The organism is Nocardiopsis sinuspersici (assembly GCF_001998325.1).
GTDB lineage: Bacteria > Actinomycetota > Actinomycetes > Streptosporangiales > Streptosporangiaceae > Nocardiopsis > Nocardiopsis sinuspersici.
This window is the reverse complement of record NZ_MCOK01000001.1, coordinates 1,576,664-1,594,410: the sequence shown is the minus strand read 5'-3', so window position 1 is coordinate 1,594,410 and position 17,747 is coordinate 1,576,664. Positions and strand designations below refer to the sequence as shown.

Sequence of the window (17,747 nt, the reverse complement as noted above, 5' to 3'; positions counted from 1 at the left end):
GCCGCGAACCCCCGCCGTGACACCACACCACGGCCTCCGGGGGCGTGTCGGCGCGACACGCCCCCGGATGGGGCGGTGACCTGCCGTAGGACGTACCCGGGCGCCTCCCGGCCGACACCGTTTGCGGCCGGTACCGCGGGAGCGGCTCCGCCGGTGGAGGTCCTCGGGCTCACCCCTCCGAGGGGGAACCGTTCCGGACCGGGCGCCAGTACTGGCGCCCGCCCTCCTCCCGCACGACCACGCCCAGGCGGGCGAGCTCCTCGCGCAGTTCGGCGCCGTCGTCGGCGTCCCCGGCCTTCAGCGCGTCCTGGCGGGCCCGCAGGAGGGCCTGGGAGTGCTGTTCCAGCCCCGGCATCCCGTCGACCCAGCGCTGGAACTCGTCCCGGTGCGGGTCGCCGTCGTACCAGGGGTAGCCGTGCGCCTCGAACGCGGCGCGGAGCCGCTCGCCGCCGTGGTCGGTGCGCTCCCGGGTGAGCTCGGCGGTGTCGGGCCCGAGGAGGACCAGTTCCCGGCCGTCCATGAAGGCCGCGTCCACCCGCGCGCGTTCGAACGCCGTGGTCGTGCCCGAGCGGGTGACGCGCACCCCGTCCCCGGCCACCTCGACGGCCGTCATGTCGTCGTAGGAGGAGAGCGCGACGAAGCCGCCCGCCAGGATCCCGAGGACCACCAGGACGGCGGTGAGGACCGGCCCGTCCAACCGGGCCAGGAGGGCGGTCTGCTCCTCACCGGGAACCAGCGGAAGCTGGTGGACCCACACGGGTACGCGGGCGAGCCAGCCCGGCACCTGGGACAGCGTCCAGCCGATCCCGGCGCCGAGCAGGGGGAAGACCGTCCACAGGAACACGTGCGTGCCCCTGCCCTCGCGGACGACGGACGGCGGTCGGTGGGTGTTCATCGTGTTCTCTCCCTGTTCCGGATCCGGTTGACCACGACGCGGCCCCCGCGCAGTACCGCCGCCACCCGGCGCAGGGCGCCGAGGTCGGACAGCGGGTCGCCGCGGACGGCGACGAGGTCGGCGGCGCGGCCGGGGGCGACCGCGCCGACGTCGAGGGCTCCCAGCGCCCGGGCGGGTGCCGAGGTCGCCGCGACCAGCGCCCGGCGCGGGGTCAGGCCGCAGGCGGCGAGCAGTTCGACCTCGCGGAGCAGCCCGGAGCCGGCGTGTACCGAGGGCATCCCGGCGTCACTGCCCGCGAGGAGCGTGCCGCCCGCGTCGGCGAACTCCCCGGCCCGTTCGCACAGGGCCGCGGTGACGCGGGTGTCGCGGACGGTCTCGGTGACGGCCAGGGGCGGGGTGAGGGTGACCCCGCGCCGCACCGCCTCCGCGAGCAGGTCCTCCGGCCACCCGTCGAGGGGACCGCGCGCTTCGAGGTGGTGGAGGTGGTCGACCCCGGCCTCCAGCAGTTCCTCCAGGTCGGCCAGACTCCCCCAGTGGGCGGCGACCCGCGTGCCGTGGCGGTGGGCCTCGTCCACGATCGCGGCCAGGACGCGCGGGTCGAGCGGTTCCAGGCTCCGACGGCGGGGATCGCCCCGGTCGTGCACGGCCTTGACCAGGTCGACGGGGTCCTCCCCCGTGACGAGCGCCGCCACCTGCGCACGGGCCTGTTCCGGGCCTCGGGGCACACGGACCCAGTCGTCGTCGGGCGAGGCGCCGACGGTGGCGACCGGGTGCCCGCCGGGGGCGGTGAAGAGCGGCCCCGCGATCAGCAGGCGGGGGCCGGTCAGGGTGCCTCTGGCGGCCCGGCGCCGGAAGTCGTGGACCCAGGCGTTCTCGTCGCCCAGGCTGCACACCGTGGTGACCCCGTGACGGAGGAAGCCGCGCCTCTTGCGCGGCTGGAAGCGGAACCAGTCGGCGACCGCCCTGGTCCGGGCCGGGGGGCGGGGCCCGCCGCCCCGCTCGGACTCGGGCGCGCCGAGGTGGACGTGGGCGTCGACCAGCCCGGGGAGCACGGTGTGCCCCGTGAGGTCCAGGACCCGGGCGCGGGGCGGTACCGGCGCGTCGGGTCCGACGGCGGTGACGCGGCCGTGCTCGACCACGACGACGGCGTCCCCATGCGGCTCCAGGGCCTCGCCGACGAGCACCGTGGCCCCGGTCAGGACGATCGATCGGTCATTCATGACGGCCTCTCGGAGATGTTCGCCGTGGTGGTCGACCACTTCCTAGTTGAGCATATAGGATCCTGTACATGCAAACAGTCCACAGTGAGGACGAGGGAGGACGGCGGTCCTTCATCGAGGAGGCACGCCGTCGCCAGATCGTGGCGGCGGCGGTCACGACCATCGCCGAGGAGGGCTACGCGCGCGCATCCTTCGTGCGCATAGCCGCGCGGGCCTCGGTCAGCCCGGGCCTGATCACCTACCACTTCAGGACCAAGGAGCGCCTGATCCGCCAGGTGCTGGAGTACGTCCACACCCGTCTGGACCGCGCCATGGAGGGAGGGCCCGAGCCGCTGACCGGGTTCGAGGACGGGCTGCGGCGCATCGTCGCGGGCCACGTCATGTACTGCTCACAGCACCCGGAGGAGATGGCCGCGCGCCAGGAGATCATCGGTGCCGCGGCGCCGCCCGCCGTCCGCGAGTGGATCACCGAGAACGAGGCCTCCGGGCGCGCCGAGCTGGCCGGGTTCCTCACCGAGGGGCAGCGCCACGGTGAGTTCCGCGCCTTCGACCCGGAGGTGTTCACCGACACCCTCTTCGCCGCCCTGGGCTCCGCGCCCGGCCGGCTGCGGCGCAGACCGGCCGAGGAGCACGAGGCCTACGCCCAGGAGCTGGCACGCCTGTTCGCGGCCGCCGCGACCGGCCGCACGCCCCCGTGGTGACCGGAGATGCCGGGGCGCCGGGCCCCGGACCTTTCCGAGGGGCACCGGCCCGTGACCGGCAAGAGCGCGATGACCGCCGTCGCAGGCCGGCCGCGACGGGTCGTCAGCCGAGCTGCTCGGCCAACGCGACGATGATCCCCTCGGGGCCGCGGACGTAGCAGAGCAGGTAGCTGTCCTCGTACTGGGCCAGCTCACCGACGAGTTCGGCGCCGTGGGTGCGAAGGCGGGCGACGACGTCCTCGATGTCGTCGACGGCGAACATGACGCGGTGCATGCCCAGCGTGTTGTGCGGCAGGTTGCGCGGTCCGGCGTCGATCGGCGCGGGGGCGTGGTACTTCGCCAGCTCAAGGCGGCCGTGGCCGTCTGGGATCCGCATCATCGCGATGTCGCAGCTGATGCCGTCGAGTCCGACGACGCGGTCCGCCCAACGCCCCTCGATCCGCCCTCCGCCCTCCGGTTCCATGCCGAGTTCGGTGAAGAAGGCGATGGCGGCGTCCAGATCTTCGACGACGATGCCGACGTTGTCCATCCGATGGATCGTCATGGTGGTTCTCCTTCGTCGCGTGGCCTGTCGTGGCCGCTGGTGTACCTGGGACGGAGCCGGAGCCGCGTTCTCGACACCCGGAAACGTGCCGAGTTCCACGGATCCGCGTCCGGCCGTCACCGCCCCGGGGCGCCCACCCCGCCGAACGGGAACCCGCGCGCAAGCCGATCCGCCACCGGACGTGCGTGGAGCGCGGTTCGGACGTCTCCGCCGGGGTTCGCCGAGGACCGAACGCCAAGCGTTGGATCTCCCGCGAAGACCACCGGGTCCCAGAGAGCGGCGACATCGCCACGGCGCACGCGGCGCGGGCCACCGAGAGGCCCTGGCCGCCGCCGCACCGCGTTCCAAGAGATCCGGGTGCACCTTCGCCCCTACCCGGCGAGGGCGTCGTCCAGACCGAGGCCGACGGCGCGCCGTCCCGGTACACCAACTGGTTCGTGTGCCGGTCGAAGTCCTCCCGTCCGTCGGCGCTCTGGGACCTGCCTCGGATCCGGTGCGCACAGTCCGGTGTCCGATCAGGCGCGCGGCGGGACCCGGCGACTACCTCGTACACCTCGGACGGCTTCGAGGAGATCTCCTCATGGTCGGATGGTCACGAAGACCTACCACGGCACCAGGGCGGTCCGAGGTTCCGGCGGCGGCCGAGTCCGGTGACGCGCACACCATGGAGGTTCGATGGCCAGGGGAAGAGTCCGGCGATTCGACTACGCACTGCAATACGGCGCCATCACCCCTGACGAAGGGGCCCACGACGTGCTGTTCAGTGCCTCGGAGATCCGGATGGACGGGGAGGAGACCGGGTGGAGGGACCTGGAGGTGGGCACGCGCGTGTCCTTCGTCCTGCAGTACGAACCCGTCGGTGGCGCGCCCCACGCGATCATGGTCACCCCGCTGGAGGAGGGGGTCCCCGGCCCGCCGGGTCTGGTGTGGAGGATCGCGGGCGTCACCGGCCGGCTCGTGCTGGCCGCCCTGTTCGGCTTCTCCCTCTACGCCGCCGTGCAGGCGTTCGGTTCTTAGCCCTGGATCACGGGCCGGAGCGCCGGAACGCCGGGCCCCGGACACGGCGACGCCGGTGCCGCCGCGGGATTCCGCGGCGGCACCGGCGTGCGGTACCGGCGTGCGGTACCGAGAGGCCGGACCTGGGAACGGCCGTGGGCCGAAGCCTACGCGGCGGTCCTGCCGTCGCGCCTCTCCATGCGCTCGGCTCGCAGGTTGCGGGCCTCGTCCGGGTCCAGGACGGGGGCGGCGTTGAGCAGCTGACGCGTGTACTCACTCCCCGGCGCCTCGTACACCGAGTCGCTGTCACCCATCTCCACGACCTCGCCCGCACGCATCACCGCGACCCGGTCGCTCACCTGACGCACCACCGCCAGATCATGCGCCACGAAGATGTAGGTCAACCCGAAGTCGTCCTGCAACTCCGACAACAACCGCAACACCTGATCCTGCGTGGACACGTCCAACGCCGACACCGGCTCATCACAGATGATCAGCTTCGGCTTCAGGATCAACGCCCGCGCGATCGCGATCCGCTGACGCTGACCACCCGAGAACGCGTGCGGGAACCGGTTGTAGTGGTCGGGCTCCAACCCCACCCGCTCCAACAGCTCCTGCACCTGACGGCGGATCTTCTTCCCGTCCTTCTCCCCCTGCACCCGCAGCGCCGTCCCGATCGCGTCCCCCACCGTCAACCGCGGGTTCAACGACGAGTACGGGTTCTGGAAGACCATCTGCACGTCCCGGCGCAGCGGGCGCAACGCCCGGTCGGACATGTGCGTGATGTCGCGGCCCTCGAACTCCACCCGGCCCCGGGTGGGCTCCAACAACCGCATCACCATCCGCGACAGCGTGCTCTTACCCGAGCCCGACTCCCCCACCACGCCCAGCGTCTCACCGCGGTACAGGTCGAAGGACACGTCCCTCACCGCCCAGAAGTCCGTGGACTTGCCCCACGTACCACCACGCACCCTGAACCGCTGGGAGACGTTCTCCACCCGCAGCAGCGGGGTCTCCTCGGAGGAGGCGTCGTCGGAGGCGGGCGGGGTGAAGGCGGCGAACTCGCCCGGCTCGGTGACCCTGCCCCTGTCGCGCTCGGCCCGGTCGGCCCGGTCCTGGGCGCGCCGCTGGGCGCGGGAGACCTCCACGCGCGGCACCGCCGCCAACAGGGCCTGGGTGTAGGAGTGCTCGGGCTCGGACAGCACCTTGCGCACGTCCCCCCGCTCCACCGCCACACCATGGCGCATGACCACGACCTCGTCCACCGACCCCGCGACCACCGCCAGATCGTGCGAGACCAGGATCAGCCCCATCCCCAGATCCGTACGCAACTCATCCAACAGATCCAGCACCTGCGCCTGCACCGTCACATCCAACGCCGTCGTCGGCTCATCGGCCAACAACACCTTGGGATCACACATCAACCCCATCGCGATGACCACACGCTGGCGCATACCACCGGAGAACTCATGCGGATAGGAATTGATCCGCTTCGCCGGATCAGGGATACCCACCCGGTCCAGCGACTCGATGGCGCGCTTGTGCGCCTGGGCCTTGGTGGCCTTGGGGTTGTGGATCCGGTAGGCCTCGATCAGCTGGTTGCCGATCGTGTACTGCGGGTGCAGCGACTGCATGGGGTCCTGGAAGACCATCGCGATGTCGTTGCCGCGCATCCGCCGCAGCTTCTTGTCCGAGGCCCTGACCACGTCCTGGCCCACGACCTCGATCGCCCCGCTGATCCGCGCCCGGCTGCCCCGGTGCAGGCCCATCAGCGCCAGCGAGGTCACGCTCTTGCCCGAGCCCGACTCCCCCACGATGCCGAGGGCGCCTCCGGCGGGCACCTCGAAGGACAAACCGTTCACCGCCTGGACGTCACCGTCCATGGTCGGGAACGTCACCCGCAGGTCGTCCACGCGGACGACGGGCTCGGTCGAGGCCATGTCACTTTCCTTCGCTAGAGCTGCTCTGTTCAACGCTGGCGCGCGTTACGCGGCGATCCGCACGCGCGGGTCGACGACCGGGTAGAGCAGGTCGACGACCAGGTTGCAGACGACGATGAAGACGGCGCCCATCAGGGTCACACCGAGGACCACGGGCAGGTCCTTGCCGACGATCGCGTCGATGGCGTAGGCGCCGATGCCGTTCAGGGAGAACACCGTCTCGGTGAGGATCGCGCCGCCCAGGACCAGACCGACGTCCAGTCCGAAGATCGTCACGATGGGGGTCAGCGTGGGGCGCAGCGCGTGCTTGAAGATCACGCGGCGCTCACTCAGCCCCTTGGCCCGGGCGGTGCGGATGTAGTCCTCGCCCAGGACCTCCAGCATGCCCGCACGGGTCTGGCGCGCGTACTGCGCCGCGTGCAGGAAGGCCAGGGTCACCCAGGGCAGGAACATCACCTGGAACCAGGCGACCGGGTCCTCACTGAGGGGAACGTACCGCGAGACGGGGAACAGCTCCCACGAGTGCACGAGGAAGACCAGGGCCAGCAGTCCGGTGAAGTAGATCGGCATGGACACGCCCACCAGGGCGGTGCTCATGGCCAGGCGGTCGAAGAGGCTGCCCTTCTTGACCGCGGACAGAACGCCGACGGCCACGCCGCCGATGATCCAGATGATCGCCGCGCCGAAGGCCAGCGAGGCGGTGACCGGCAGGCGCTCGAGCAGCTGGGGCAGCACGGGGCTGTTGGTGGTGAAGGAGTAGCCCAGGCAGGGCGCGGCGCACTCCACCGTCGCCCGGCCGAAGTCGAACTCCTGGCCGAACAGGAGGCCGCGCACGAACTCCAGGAACTGCATCGCGACGGGCTGGTCCAGGCCCAGCCGTTCCACGGTGGCGTCGAGCGCCTCCGGGGTGGGCGCCTTGCCCACGTACATCGCGGCCATACCGCGCGGCGTCACACCCGCCCATCGGGGCAGGACGTAGAAGATCCAGAAGGTCACCGCCGTGACGACGGCGAGCAGCAGTAGTCCCGCGCCCAGGCGGCGAAGAATGTAGTTCAGCATCGCGGTCAGCGGCGGGGTCCACGGGGCCGTGGACCCCGCCGCTTTCACCTGCCTTCTCGTGCTAGTTCAGGCCGGTTGGGGCTCTAGCCCCGGTCCACGCCCAGGGCCATGAAGTCGTACATCGCGTACGCGGACATGTGGTACACGTTCGTCAGCTCGTTCGAGCGGTAGTACAGCGCGCGGTCGAAGACGACGGGCAGGATGGCGGCCTGCTCCATGACCAGGGTGTCGATCTGCTCGTAGATGTCGGCACGCTCGGTCGGGTCCTCGGTCTCCAGGGCCTTGTCCCACAGGCCGTTGACCTCGGGGTCGTCGAGCTCGGAGGTGTTGAAGTTACCCGTGTCCTGGATGGCGTCGCCGTCGGTGATCTTGGAGGCGAAGCCGTAGCCGGTGGCCCAGTCGGGGCTCCAGCCCGAGACGCTCAGACCGATGTCGTTCTCACGGACGTAGTCCCGCGAGCCGGCGTACTGGGCGAAGAAGTCCGCCGCCGGGAAGGTCTGGATGTCGAGCTCGATGCCGACGCGCTTCAGGGACTGCTGGAGGGACTCGGCGGTGGCGATGTCCTCCGGGCGGCCCTCACGGACGGCGATGGTGGTGCTGAAGCCGTCGGCCTTGCCGCACTCCTCCAGCTTGGCCTCAGCCGAGTCCAGGTCGCCCTTGTTGTCCTCGGAGGGGTACAGGTCCGACTCCGGGTTCGAGCCCGGGATGGTCGGCGGGAGCAGGTTGGTGGCGATTTCGCCGCCGCTGTCGCCGCCCCAGGCGCGGTGCAGGCTCTCACGGTCGGCCGCGTACATGATGGCCTGGCGGCAGGCCACGTCCTCGATGATCGGGGTGTGGATGTTGACGTAGCGCAGCGCACCGGAGAACGGGTTGTCCAGGTTGGCCTGGGCGGACTCGTCGGTGAGCAGGGTGCTCGCCATCGCCGGGCCGACACCGGTGCCGGCCAGGTCGACGTCGATGTCGCCGTTGACCAGGCGCCGGTCGATCTCCTCCTGGTCGATGCCGATCTGGACGGTGACCTCGTCCGGCAGGGCCGGGCGGATCGGGTCGGTCTCGGAGTCCCAGTGCTCGTTGCGGACCAGGTTGAGCTTCACGCCGGGCTCGTAGTCGCCGTCGAACTTGTACGGGCCCGAGGAGACGACGTGCTCCTTGTACAGCGCGCCGCGGTCGGCCTCCATGGGCACCGGGGCGGTCTGCGGCTGGGTCAGCACGTACGGGAACTCGGAGAAGGGGCTGTTGAGGTGGAAGACCAGGGTGTGGTCGTCCGGGGTCTCGACCGCCGTGAGGGTCTCCAGCGGGTCGTCGACCTCGTAGACGTTGAAGGTCTCCTGGTCCAGGTGCTGCTGGAAGTAGCGCGGCCCGTTGGGCAGCTCGCCGCCGTTGTAGTTGGAACGGGCGATGGCGTACTCGATGTCCTGCGCCGTGATCTCGGAGCCGTCCTCGTACTTGAGGCCCTCCTGGATCTTGACGGTCCACTCGGTGAAGTCGTCGTTGGGCTCGGGCATGCCGGCGGCCAGGTCCGTGGCCAGCGTGGTGGACTCCTCACCCGGCGCCGGGGTGAAGGTCAGCAGCGTACGGGCGTAGTAACGGCTGAAGTTCCAGCTGAAACCGTAGTAGGTGTCGCCCGGGTCGGTGGAGTCGAAGTCCGTGGCGATGGCGTAGCGCAGGGTGCCGCCGGCCTTGTCGGACGGGTTGACGACCTCGGTCGCCCCCTGGTTGAAGGCGGCGTCGGACCCGGAGTCTCCTCCGGCGGAGCCACCGCCTCCGCAAGCTGAAAGAAGGATGGACGCCGTCGCGCCGAGCGCGACGAAGCCGAGGGTACGTTTCCTCAAGGAACTGCCTCTCATACGGACCTGATGGGGAATGGTGGGATCAACCTGTGGTCGGATCCCTTACCGGTGAAGACCGGACGTGCGGCCTCCGCCAACCGGGAATCAGTCGGAGGTCTTGGGGTCGAAGGCGTCTCGGAGGCCGTCACCGAACAGGTTGAACGCGAGCACGGTGATGAAGATGGCCAGGCCGGGGAAGATGACGAAGTACGGCGCGTTCTCGGCCACGCGTACCGCGTCGGACAGCATCTTCCCCCAGCTCGGGGTGGGCGGGTTGATCCCGACGCCCAGGAAGCTCAGCGCCGCCTCGAACAGGATGTTCGTCGGGATGAGCAGGGTCGAGTAGACGATGATCGGCGTGACCAGGTTCGGCAGGATCTCCCTGAACAGGATGTGCCGGTTGCCGGCGCCCAGGCTTCTGGCCGCCTCCACGAACTCGCGCTCGCGCAGGGAGAGCGTCTGCCCCCGGACGATCCGGGCGACGTAGGGCCAGTTGAAGAAGCCGATGATGAAGACGATGACGCCGATGCGCAGACCGTTGCCGGTCAGGCCGAGGATGCCCTCGGGGATGACGCCCACGAGCGCGATGGCGAAGAGCATCAGCGGGAAGGCCAGGAAGACGTCCATGGCCCGGCTGATGACGGTGTCGATCCAGCCGCCCTTGTACCCGGCGATGATGCCGAGGACGGTGCCCAGGACCACGCACACCACCGTGGACAGGAAGGCCACCAGCAGGGAGATCCGGGCACCGTAGACGATACGGCTGAACAGGTCGCGGCCGGTGATGGGCTCCACGCCCAGCAGGTGGTCCGCGCTCATCCCGCCCCACGGGTCGAGGTTCTCGGTCGGCATGCTGCCGTCGGAGGGGGGCGGAAGGTTCGGGTCCTTGTACGGAAGACCGGTGTCGGGGTGGATCAGGTCCTGGTGGAACAGGGTGGGCGGGTACCCGAACCACTTGGTCAGCAGGGGCGCGAAGATCGCGGCCAGGATGAGCAGGACCACGACGATGCCGGAGATCATCGCGACCTTGTCCTTGCGCAGCCGCTGCCAGGCGATCTGGCGCAGGGACCGGTTCTCGGAGTCTCCGCGGGCCTTGCGGGCCTGCGCGGTGACGTTCACGACGTCGTCCTGCTCCGCCTGCTCCTCCGACTCGGGGGCATGCGAGGGCGCGCTCATCAGGCCACCACTCTCCACTCATAAGCTTCTGGCCGAGGGGAACGGGACAGAACCCACCAGGGATCCCGCATGGAGGGGTGACCCGCGGGTTCTCACAGTGGGGCCGGCCGGTTCTCGACGCTGGCTGGCGTGGGCGCTGTGTCGACGCGGCGGGTGGTGACCCGCCCGCGCAGACGCCGGTCCGTGGGGGTGTGCCACATCACCTGAGGGATTGGACACACCGGGACCGCTGCACCCGGGCTGTTACACAGCGACCAACTTACTCGCCCATCGGGTACAGAGCGTCCAATATCCGATCATGTATCTAAATCGTGACAAACAATGCCAAAAAGCTTATATAACAACAAAAGATGGCACAGTTCGTATTCACCGGACGACCGGCCGCGAGCTGGGGCGATGCCCGATCGCACTGGATCAACGATACGTCCGGATCTACACCGGTTCGTCCGCCAAAGAAGCGCACTATGGCAAGTGCTATGTGTCGTAGCGTGTCAGAACGCATCCGAAACGCGACGACGGCCCCGCACCGGCGGGGCCGTCGTCGGTCGTCGGCGGGTCCTCCCGGACGCCGCGCCGACTACTCGATGCCGCGCTTGCGCAACAGCTCCTCGATGTCACCGAGGTCGGAGAGGTCGTCGGTGTTACCGGACTTCTTCGGGGGCGCCTCCACCCGTCCCCTGGTGTCCTCGGCCCCGGTGGCGCCGGGCGGGGTTGCCTCCCCCGCGGCCCTGGGCGCCTTGTCCCGCGGCCGGGTCCCCGCACCTCGGGCGCGCATGACACCCGAGACCACGTAGAGCACCACCGCCACGCCCGCCAGGACCACGCCGGCCCACACCGCCGGGTTGAACAGCAGGCCGGCCAGGATGCCGAGGACGCTCGCGACGAACTGCCAGACGGCGTTCACCAGCCCGATCAGAGCGGCGGCCAGCGGCAGCAGTGACCACGCCACCCCTCGCAGGCCGGAGGCGGCCCCCTTGGCGCGCCACACGGCGAAGGAGATCACCAGCCCCACGAGGGTGAGTCCGCCTCCCAGGACCAGACCGGCCATCCATGTCAGATTCTCAGGCATGGGTCCAGTCTCCCATCCGGCGCCGGAACGCACATCCGGTCGATCCCTTAGGGCGTGCCCCCGATCCGGCGCCCGCCTCGGGGTTCCCGCCATCCACGGTACCCGCGCGTTCGGCACCCGGACAGGCGAGGACCGGGGCGGGAGGGGAAGGGGAGACGGCGGCGAGCGGGCTCAGCGGTCGGCGACCAGCGACTCCAGCCAGTCCAGGTCCACTCCCACCAGGCTGTCCCGGAACACCACGCCCTCGCGCGGGGGGATCTCCACGTGGTTGGGCACCGCGACCGTGACGCACCCGGCGTCGGCCGCCGAGGTCACGCCGACCACCGAGTCCTCGAAGGCGACGCAGCGCCCGGGGTCCGCCCCGAGGCGCCGGGCGGCCCTGAGGTAGGGGTCGGGGTCGGGCTTGTTCGCGGCGACCTCGTCACCGGCCACCGAGTCGTCGAAGTTGTCCAGGCCGATCCCGCCGATCGCCGCCTGCACCAGCGGGCGCTCGGTGGAGGTCACCAGGGCCACCGGCACCCCGGCCTCCGCCAGCATGGTCACCAGCGCCTTGGCCCCCGGACGCAGCTGGGCCCCTCCAGCGAGCTTGGCGCGGAACCGGGCGTACAGGCGGTCGGCGACCTCGCGCGGAGTGAGGTGGTCGGCCCCGGTCAGGCCGATGATGTAGCGGCCCACGGGCTCGGCGGCGTTGCCGACGTTGCGCGTGTGGTCCTCCTCGGTCCACACCCCGCCCAGTTCGGCGACCAGTTCGGCCTCGGACTCGCCCCACAGGTGTTCGCTCTCGATGAGGGTGCCGTCCATGTCCAGGAGCACCGCCTGGAGGCGTCTGCCCTCGGGTACCGCGGTGTCGGAGGCGTCAAGGCTCAGTGTGCTCTGCTCGCTCATGTGTTCGGTGGCGTGTTCCGGCCGGGACCGGAGGGACACCACACTCTCCCCTCGTGTGTCATGGGTTCTCACCCGCCCAGGGGCGCTCCGGGGTGCGTCGTCATCGTGCTGCACGTGGGGCGCCCACGTCGTGAAGAGGACCTGTCGGCGTCCTTTCCACACTACGAACACTCGGCCCGTGTCGGGGGGAGAGCTGTCCCACAGCCGCCCCGCGCGCGAGGGGCCCGGCCCGTCCCCGGAAGGGACGGGCCGGGCCCGGACGGCCGGGAGCCGGATCCGCGCGCGCGGATCCGGAGCCGGTCAGACGTTGAAGTAGGTCGCCTCCGGGTGGTGGACGACGATCGCGTCGGTGGCCTGCTCCGGCGCCAGCTGGAACTCCTCCGACAGCGTCACACCCACCCGCTCGGGCTCCAGCAGGCGCATGATCTTGGCACGGTCCTCCAGGTCGGGGCAGGCCCCGTAGCCCAGGGAGAAGCGGGCGCCCCGGTAGCCGAGCTTGAAGAAGGCCTCCAGCTCGGCCGGGTCCTCGCCCGCGAAGCCCAGCTCCGCGCGCACCCGGGTGTGCCAGTACTCGGCCAGCGCCTCGGTCAACTGCACCGACAGGCCGTGCAGCTCCAGGTAGTCGCGGTAGGCGTTTCTTTCGAACAGCTCGGCGGTGGCGCGGCTGATCGCCGATCCCACGGTCACCACCTGGAAGGACACCACGTCCAGCTCCCCCGACTCCTTGGGCCGGAAGAAGTCGGACAGGCACAGGTGGCGATCGCGGCGCTGGCGCGGGAAGGTGAAGCGCGTGCGCTCCTCCTTGCCGTCCTCGTCCAAGACGACCAGGTCGTCGCCCTCGCTGTAGCAGGGGTAGTGGCCGTGCACCACGGCGGCCTCCAGGAGGCCGTCGGTCTGGATGCGGTCCAGCCACATCCGCATGCGGGGACGGCCCTCGGTCTCCACGAGCTCCTCGTAGGTGGGGCCGTTGCCGCCGCGGGAGGCCTTGAGGCCCCACTGGCCCATGAAGGTGGCGCGCTCGTCGAGGAAGGAGGCGTAGTCGGCCAGCGGGACGCCCTTGCTGATGCGGTCGCCCCAGAAGGGCGGCGTGGGCACCCTGTTGGTGGTCGACACGTCGCTGCGGGCGGGCATCTCCTCGGGCTCGGTCACCTTGAGCTTGGCGCCGCTCCTGACCCTGCGCTGGCGCAGGGCGGGCAGCTCCGCGCCCTCCTCACCGCGCTTGACCGCCATGAACGCGTCCATCAGGCGCAGGCCCTCGAAGGCGTCCTTGGCGTAGCGCACGTGGCCCTCGAACATCTCGGCCAGGTCCTGCTCCACGTAGGAGCGGGTGAGCGCGGCGCCTCCCAGCAGGACCGGGAAGCGCTCGGAGAGGCCCCGGGAGTTCATCTCCGCCAGGTTCTCCTTCATGATCACCGTGGACTTGACCAGGAGGCCGGACATGCCGATGACGTCGGCGCGCTCGGTCTCGGCGGCCTCCAGGATCGTCGACACCGGCTGCTTGATGCCGATGTTGACCACGTCGTAGCCGTTGTTGGACAGGATGATGTCGACGAGGTTCTTGCCGATGTCGTGGACGTCGCCCTTGACGGTGGCCAGGACGATGCGGCCCTTGCCGTCGTCGTCGCTCTTTTCCATGTGCGGTTCGAGGTGGGCGACGGCGCCCTTCATGACCTCGGCGGACTTGAGGACGAAGGGCAGCTGCATCTGACCGGAGCCGAACAGCTCGCCGACGGTCTTCATGCCCGCGAGCAGGGTGTCGTTGACGATGGCCAGTGCCGGCCTCTCCCGGAGCGCCTCGTCGAGGTCGGCCTCGATCCCGGCCATCTCGCCGTCGATGATGCGGCGCTCCAGGCGCTCCCACAGGGGAAGCGCCGCCAGTTCCTCGGCGCGGGAGGCCCTCATGGACTTGGCGTCCACACCCTCGAACATGTCCATGAAGTTCGAGAGCGGGTCGTAGTCGCCCTCGCGCCGGTCGTAGACCATGTCGAGGGCGACCTGGCGCTGCTCGTCGGGGATCTGGTTGATCGGCACGATCTTGGAGGCGTGCACGATCGCCGAGTCCAGGCCCGCCTGGACCGCCTCGTGCAGGAACACCGAGTTCAGCACGATGCGGGCGGCCGGGTTGAGGCCGAAGGAGAGGTTGGACAGCCCCAGCGTGGTCTGCACGTCGGGGTAGAGCCGCTTGAGCTCGCGGATGGCGTTGAGCGTCTCCAGCCCGTCCCGGCGGGTCTCCTCCTGCCCGGTGGTGATGGGGAAGGTGAGGCAGTCGATGACGATGTCACCGGTGCGCAGTCCCCATTCGCCGGTGATCTGCTCGATGAGGCGGCTGGCGACGCGCACCTTCCACTCGGCGGTGCGCGCCTGGCCCTCCTCGTCGATGCACAGGCCCACCACGGCGGCGCCGTGCTCCTTGGCCAGCTCCATGATGCGGGTGAAGCGGGAGTCGGGGCCGTCTCCGTCCTCGTAGTTGACCGAGTTGATCACGGACCGGCCGCCGAGAGACTCCAGGCCGGCCTCCAGGACGGGCGGCTCGGTGGAGTCGAGCATGACCGGCAGGGTGGAGGAGGTCGCGAAGCGCGAGGCCAGCTCGCGCATGTCGCTGACCCCGTCGCGGCCCACGTAGTCGATGTTGAGGTCGAGCAGGTGGGCACCGTCGCGGATCTGGTCCCGGGCGATCTCCACACAGTCGTCCCAGCGCTCCTCCAGCATCGCCTGGCGGAACTTCTTCGAGCCGTTGGCGTTGGTGCGCTCGCCCACGGCGAGGTAGCTGGCGTCCTGGCGGAAGGGCACGCTCTGGTAGAGGGAGGCGGCCGCCGCCTCCACGATCGGCTTGCGGTTCCTGATACCGCGCCCCTGGACGCGCTCGACCACCTGGCGCAGGTGCTCGGGGGTGGTGCCGCAGCAGCCGCCGACCAGGCTCAGGCCGAACTCGGAGGTGAAGGTGTCGTGGGCGTCGGCCAGCTCCTCCGGGGAGAGCGTGTAGACGGCGCCGTTGGGCCCCAGCTCGGGCAGGCCCGCGTTGGGCATGCAGGAGATGGGGATGCGGGCGTGGTGCGAGAGGTAGCGCAGGTGCTCGCTCATCTCGGCGGGGCCGGTGGAGCAGTTGAGGCCGATGACGTCGATGCCCAGCGGTTCGAGGGAGGTCAGCGCGGCGCCGATCTCCGAACCGAGCAGCATGGTGCCGTTGGTCTCGATACTGACCTGGGCGATGATCGGGACGTCCCTGCCCGCGGCCTTGCGGGCCCGGTTGGCACCGACCACAGCGGCCTTGACCTGGAGCAGGTCCTGGCAGGTCTCGATCAGGACGGCGTCGGAGCCGCCGTCGATGAGGCCGCGCGCGCACTGCTCGTAGTAGTCGCGCAGCAGGGCGTAGGGCGCGTGGCCCAGTGTGGGCAGCTTGGTGCCGGGTCCCATGGAGCCGAGGACGTAGCGGGGCTGGTCGGGGGTGGAGTAGGCGTCGGCGGCCTCGCGGGCCACCCGTGCTCCGGCCTGGGCGATCTCGTGGGTGCGGTCCTCGATGCCGTACTCGGAGAGGCCTCCGAGGTTGGCGGAAAAGGTGTTCGTCTCGACACAGTCCGAACCCACGGCAAGAAAGGCGGCATGGGTGTCGCGGACGATGTCGGGACGGGTGAGGTTGAGGATGTCGTTGCAGCCCTCGTGGCCCTCGAACTGGTCGAGGTCGAGATCGTGTGCCTGGAGCATGGTGCCCATCGCTCCGTCCGCCACGACGACGCGCTGGGACAGTGCTTCGCGGAAGGTGGGACTAGCTCTCATATTTCGCAACTCTATGTCGGGGCACCGCGGCGGCCCAGCCGATGTCCCCGTGACGCGTGGCACTGGGCGGACCCGCGGTGCGAAAGGCGGGTCGGGGCGTCCGGGGACAGCGGCGTCCTTGTCAGTCGCTGTCTGTGAGGCTACCCGATCGGCTGTTCCAGCACGTGAGACGGGTGTCCCACAATGGGCGGTCCGGGCCCTCCGGAGGGAGTACGGACCACTGTTTCCCGGGCGGGTCGGAACCCCGTAGGGTGGACCACGTCCGCGTGCAGGAAGGGGCCATCGATGACCAAGCTCGTCCAGGAGCTTGTCGAACCTGTGATGGTGGCGGCGTTCGAGGGATGGAACGACGCCGGCGAGGCGGCGAGCCTCGCCATAGAGCACCTCTCCAAGGAGTGGGGTGCCTATGAACTGTGCGCCCTGACGCCGGACGACTACTACGACTTCCAGGTGACGCGGCCGCGCATGTCGGTCGTGGACGGTGTCGTCGGCGAGATCGAGTGGCCCACGACCCGGGTCCAGGTGGCCAGGCCGCCGGGTTCGGGACGCGACGTGGTGCTGGTGACCGGCCCGGAGCCGAACATGCGGTGGCGTTCCTACACCGCCGACCTGCTGGCGGTCGCCAGGGAGCTGGGCGTCCGGCGGGTGGTGATGCTGGGCTCGCTGTTGGCGGACGCCCCGCACACCCGGCCGATCCCGGTGACCGGGATGGCCTCGCCCGTGAACCTGGGCACCTCGCTGGGGCTGGAGGCGACCACCTACTCGGGTCCGACCGGGATCGTGGGCGTGGCCCACGAGACGTTCAGCTCGGTGGGCATGGAGACGGTGTCGCTGTGGGCGGCCATTCCCCACTACGTCGCCCAGCCGCCGTGCCCGAAGGCGACCCTGGCGCTGCTGGCGTGGCTGGAGGACTTCCTGGACCTGCGGATGCCGCTGGGCGACCTGCCCGACGAGGCCGTCTCGTGGGAGTCCAACGTCAACGAGCTGACCGCCGAGGACGAGGACATCGCGGCGTACGTGCGCGGCCTGGAGGAGGCCAAGGACACCACCGACCTGCCCGAGGCCTCCGGGGACGCGATCGCCCGGGACTTCGAGCGCTACCTGCGCCGCCACGACGAGGGCTGAGCCCCTCCCCGTGTGACGGGGCCCCGGCGGACGTCCGCCGGGGCCCCGTACTCGTCCGTGCGCCTGTCCGTGTCCGTCCGGGGGCCGGGGCTCCGGGCTCAGAGCCGCAGGTGGCGCCACTCCCCCGTGGCCAGGACCGAGGCCCAGGCACCGGCGATGCGGGCCAGGCCGCGGCGGACCTCGTCCACGACGGCGGGGGCGAGCTGCACCCCGGTGTCGGGGACGGGCTGGAGGCGGACGGTGACGCGCAGGCCGTCCAGGACCCTCTGGCCCCGGGCGATCGCCTCGTGGTCGGGATCGGAGCCGCGCTCCAGAACCGCCCGGATACCGTCGCGCAGGGCGATGGCCTCGTCGAGGTCGGCCAGTGTGATGGGGATGGCTCCCTCGGTGGCCAGGCGGTGCTCGCGGAGGAACCGCGCGAGATCGGCCCGGTCGGTGAGGCTGCCACCGGTGGAGACGAAGTCCGCGATGAGTTCGGCGGCCGTGCTGCGCCGCGTGGGGGTGGTCATCATGGAGGCTATCCCACCACGGTTG

General features: G+C 70.4%; 14 protein-coding genes. 3 read left to right on the top strand and 11 right to left on the bottom strand.

From position 1 onward, the window contains the following. Positions 1–169: 169 nt before the first annotated feature. Together NOSIN_RS06690 and NOSIN_RS06685 are read right to left on the bottom strand one after the other, a co-directional pair. Positions 170–895: a YqeB family protein gene (locus NOSIN_RS06690; protein ID WP_193371971.1), complete on the bottom strand. Its 726-nt coding sequence runs from the start codon at positions 893–895 to the stop codon at positions 170–172. Next, positions 892–2,115 (bottom strand): amidohydrolase family protein, encoded by a 1,224-nt coding sequence (locus NOSIN_RS06685; protein WP_077693452.1) that lies wholly within the window; start codon positions 2,113–2,115, stop codon positions 892–894. Before NOSIN_RS06685 ends, NOSIN_RS06690 begins: the two co-directional genes overlap by 4 nt. A gap of 68 nt (positions 2,116–2,183) precedes the next feature. On the opposite strand from NOSIN_RS06685, the gene NOSIN_RS06680 reads away from it, so the two are divergent. Beyond that, a complete protein-coding gene (locus tag NOSIN_RS06680) occupies positions 2,184–2,816 on the top strand; it encodes a TetR/AcrR family transcriptional regulator (protein WP_218908796.1) in 633 nt (210 codons plus the stop codon). A 103-nt stretch (positions 2,817–2,919) separates the two neighbouring features. Here the strand turns inward: NOSIN_RS06680 and NOSIN_RS06675 are convergent, their stop codons facing one another. Next, positions 2,920–3,345 (bottom strand): VOC family protein, encoded by a 426-nt coding sequence (locus NOSIN_RS06675; protein WP_206057684.1) that lies wholly within the window; start codon positions 3,343–3,345, stop codon positions 2,920–2,922. A gap of 690 nt (positions 3,346–4,035) precedes the next feature. On the opposite strand from NOSIN_RS06675, the gene NOSIN_RS06670 reads away from it, so the two are divergent. Next, positions 4,036–4,377, top strand: a complete 342-nt coding sequence (locus NOSIN_RS06670; RefSeq protein ID WP_077689896.1) for a cold shock domain-containing protein — start codon at positions 4,036–4,038, stop codon at positions 4,375–4,377. Between the two features lie 146 nt (positions 4,378–4,523). Here NOSIN_RS06670 and NOSIN_RS06665 read toward each other — a convergent pair whose 3' ends face one another. The 7 genes from NOSIN_RS06665 to metH all read right to left on the bottom strand — a co-directional run bounded on the left by NOSIN_RS06665 (position 4,524) and on the right by metH (position 16,088). Then, positions 4,524–6,296 carry an ABC transporter ATP-binding protein gene (locus NOSIN_RS06665; RefSeq protein WP_077689895.1) on the bottom strand — a complete coding sequence of 591 codons (1,773 nt, stop codon included), beginning with the start codon at positions 6,294–6,296 and terminating at the stop codon, positions 4,524–4,526. Between the two features lie 45 nt (positions 6,297–6,341). Continuing rightward, complete coding sequence (locus NOSIN_RS06660; RefSeq protein WP_077689894.1) at positions 6,342–7,355, bottom strand: ABC transporter permease; 1,014 nt, start codon at positions 7,353–7,355, stop codon at positions 6,342–6,344. Between the two features lie 83 nt (positions 7,356–7,438). Continuing rightward, complete coding sequence (locus NOSIN_RS06655) at positions 7,439–9,187, bottom strand: ABC transporter substrate-binding protein (RefSeq protein WP_077689893.1); 1,749 nt, start codon at positions 9,185–9,187, stop codon at positions 7,439–7,441. 102 nt (positions 9,188–9,289) lie between these two features. Next, positions 9,290–10,360 (bottom strand): ABC transporter permease, encoded by a 1,071-nt coding sequence (locus NOSIN_RS06650; protein WP_077689892.1) that lies wholly within the window; start codon positions 10,358–10,360, stop codon positions 9,290–9,292. Positions 10,361–10,937: 577 nt separating this feature from the next. Further along, positions 10,938–11,429 carry a cellulose synthase gene (locus NOSIN_RS06645; protein ID WP_227015425.1) on the bottom strand — a complete coding sequence of 164 codons (492 nt, stop codon included), beginning with the start codon at positions 11,427–11,429 and terminating at the stop codon, positions 10,938–10,940. Between the two features lie 171 nt (positions 11,430–11,600). Further along, a complete protein-coding gene (locus NOSIN_RS06640) occupies positions 11,601–12,314 on the bottom strand; it encodes an HAD family hydrolase (protein WP_077693451.1) in 714 nt (237 codons plus the stop codon). A gap of 300 nt (positions 12,315–12,614) precedes the next feature. Then, complete coding sequence (gene metH, locus NOSIN_RS06635; RefSeq protein ID WP_077689890.1) at positions 12,615–16,088, bottom strand: methionine synthase; 3,474 nt, start codon at positions 16,086–16,088, stop codon at positions 12,615–12,617. Positions 16,089–16,373: 285 nt separating this feature from the next. On the opposite strand from metH, the gene NOSIN_RS06630 reads away from it, so the two are divergent. Continuing rightward, positions 16,374–17,213, top strand: a complete 840-nt coding sequence (locus NOSIN_RS06630; RefSeq protein WP_077689889.1) for a PAC2 family protein — start codon at positions 16,374–16,376, stop codon at positions 17,211–17,213. Positions 17,214–17,311: 98 nt separating this feature from the next. On the opposite strand, the gene NOSIN_RS06625 is transcribed toward NOSIN_RS06630, so the two are convergent. Continuing rightward, on the bottom strand, positions 17,312–17,722 hold the full coding sequence (locus NOSIN_RS06625) for an ABATE domain-containing protein (protein ID WP_077693450.1): 411 nt from the start codon (positions 17,720–17,722) through the stop codon (positions 17,312–17,314). Between the last annotated feature and the right edge of the window lie 25 nt (positions 17,723–17,747).

Coding starts and splice junctions, on each gene's coding strand:
- NOSIN_RS06690 (WP_193371971.1), bottom strand. CDS start 895: ATGAACACCCACCGACCGCCGTCCGTCGTCCGCGAGGGCAGGGGCACG.
- NOSIN_RS06685 (WP_077693452.1), bottom strand. CDS start 2,115: ATGAATGACCGATCGATCGTCCTGACCGGGGCCACGGTGCTCGTCGGC.
- NOSIN_RS06680 (WP_218908796.1), top strand. CDS start 2,184: ATGCAAACAGTCCACAGTGAGGACGAGGGAGGACGGCGGTCCTTCATC.
- NOSIN_RS06675 (WP_206057684.1), bottom strand. CDS start 3,345: ATGGACAACGTCGGCATCGTCGTCGAAGATCTGGACGCCGCCATCGCC.
- NOSIN_RS06670 (WP_077689896.1), top strand. CDS start 4,036: ATGGCCAGGGGAAGAGTCCGGCGATTCGACTACGCACTGCAATACGGC.
- NOSIN_RS06665 (WP_077689895.1), bottom strand. CDS start 6,296: ATGGCCTCGACCGAGCCCGTCGTCCGCGTGGACGACCTGCGGGTGACG.
- NOSIN_RS06660 (WP_077689894.1), bottom strand. CDS start 7,355: ATGCTGAACTACATTCTTCGCCGCCTGGGCGCGGGACTACTGCTGCTC.
- NOSIN_RS06650 (WP_077689892.1), bottom strand. CDS start 10,360: ATGAGCGCGCCCTCGCATGCCCCCGAGTCGGAGGAGCAGGCGGAGCAG.
- NOSIN_RS06645 (WP_227015425.1), bottom strand. CDS start 11,429: ATGCCTGAGAATCTGACATGGATGGCCGGTCTGGTCCTGGGAGGCGGA.
- NOSIN_RS06640 (WP_077693451.1), bottom strand. CDS start 12,314: ATGAGCGAGCAGAGCACACTGAGCCTTGACGCCTCCGACACCGCGGTA.
- metH (WP_077689890.1), bottom strand. CDS start 16,088: ATGAGAGCTAGTCCCACCTTCCGCGAAGCACTGTCCCAGCGCGTCGTC.
- NOSIN_RS06630 (WP_077689889.1), top strand. CDS start 16,374: ATGACCAAGCTCGTCCAGGAGCTTGTCGAACCTGTGATGGTGGCGGCG.
- NOSIN_RS06625 (WP_077693450.1), bottom strand. CDS start 17,722: ATGACCACCCCCACGCGGCGCAGCACGGCCGCCGAACTCATCGCGGAC.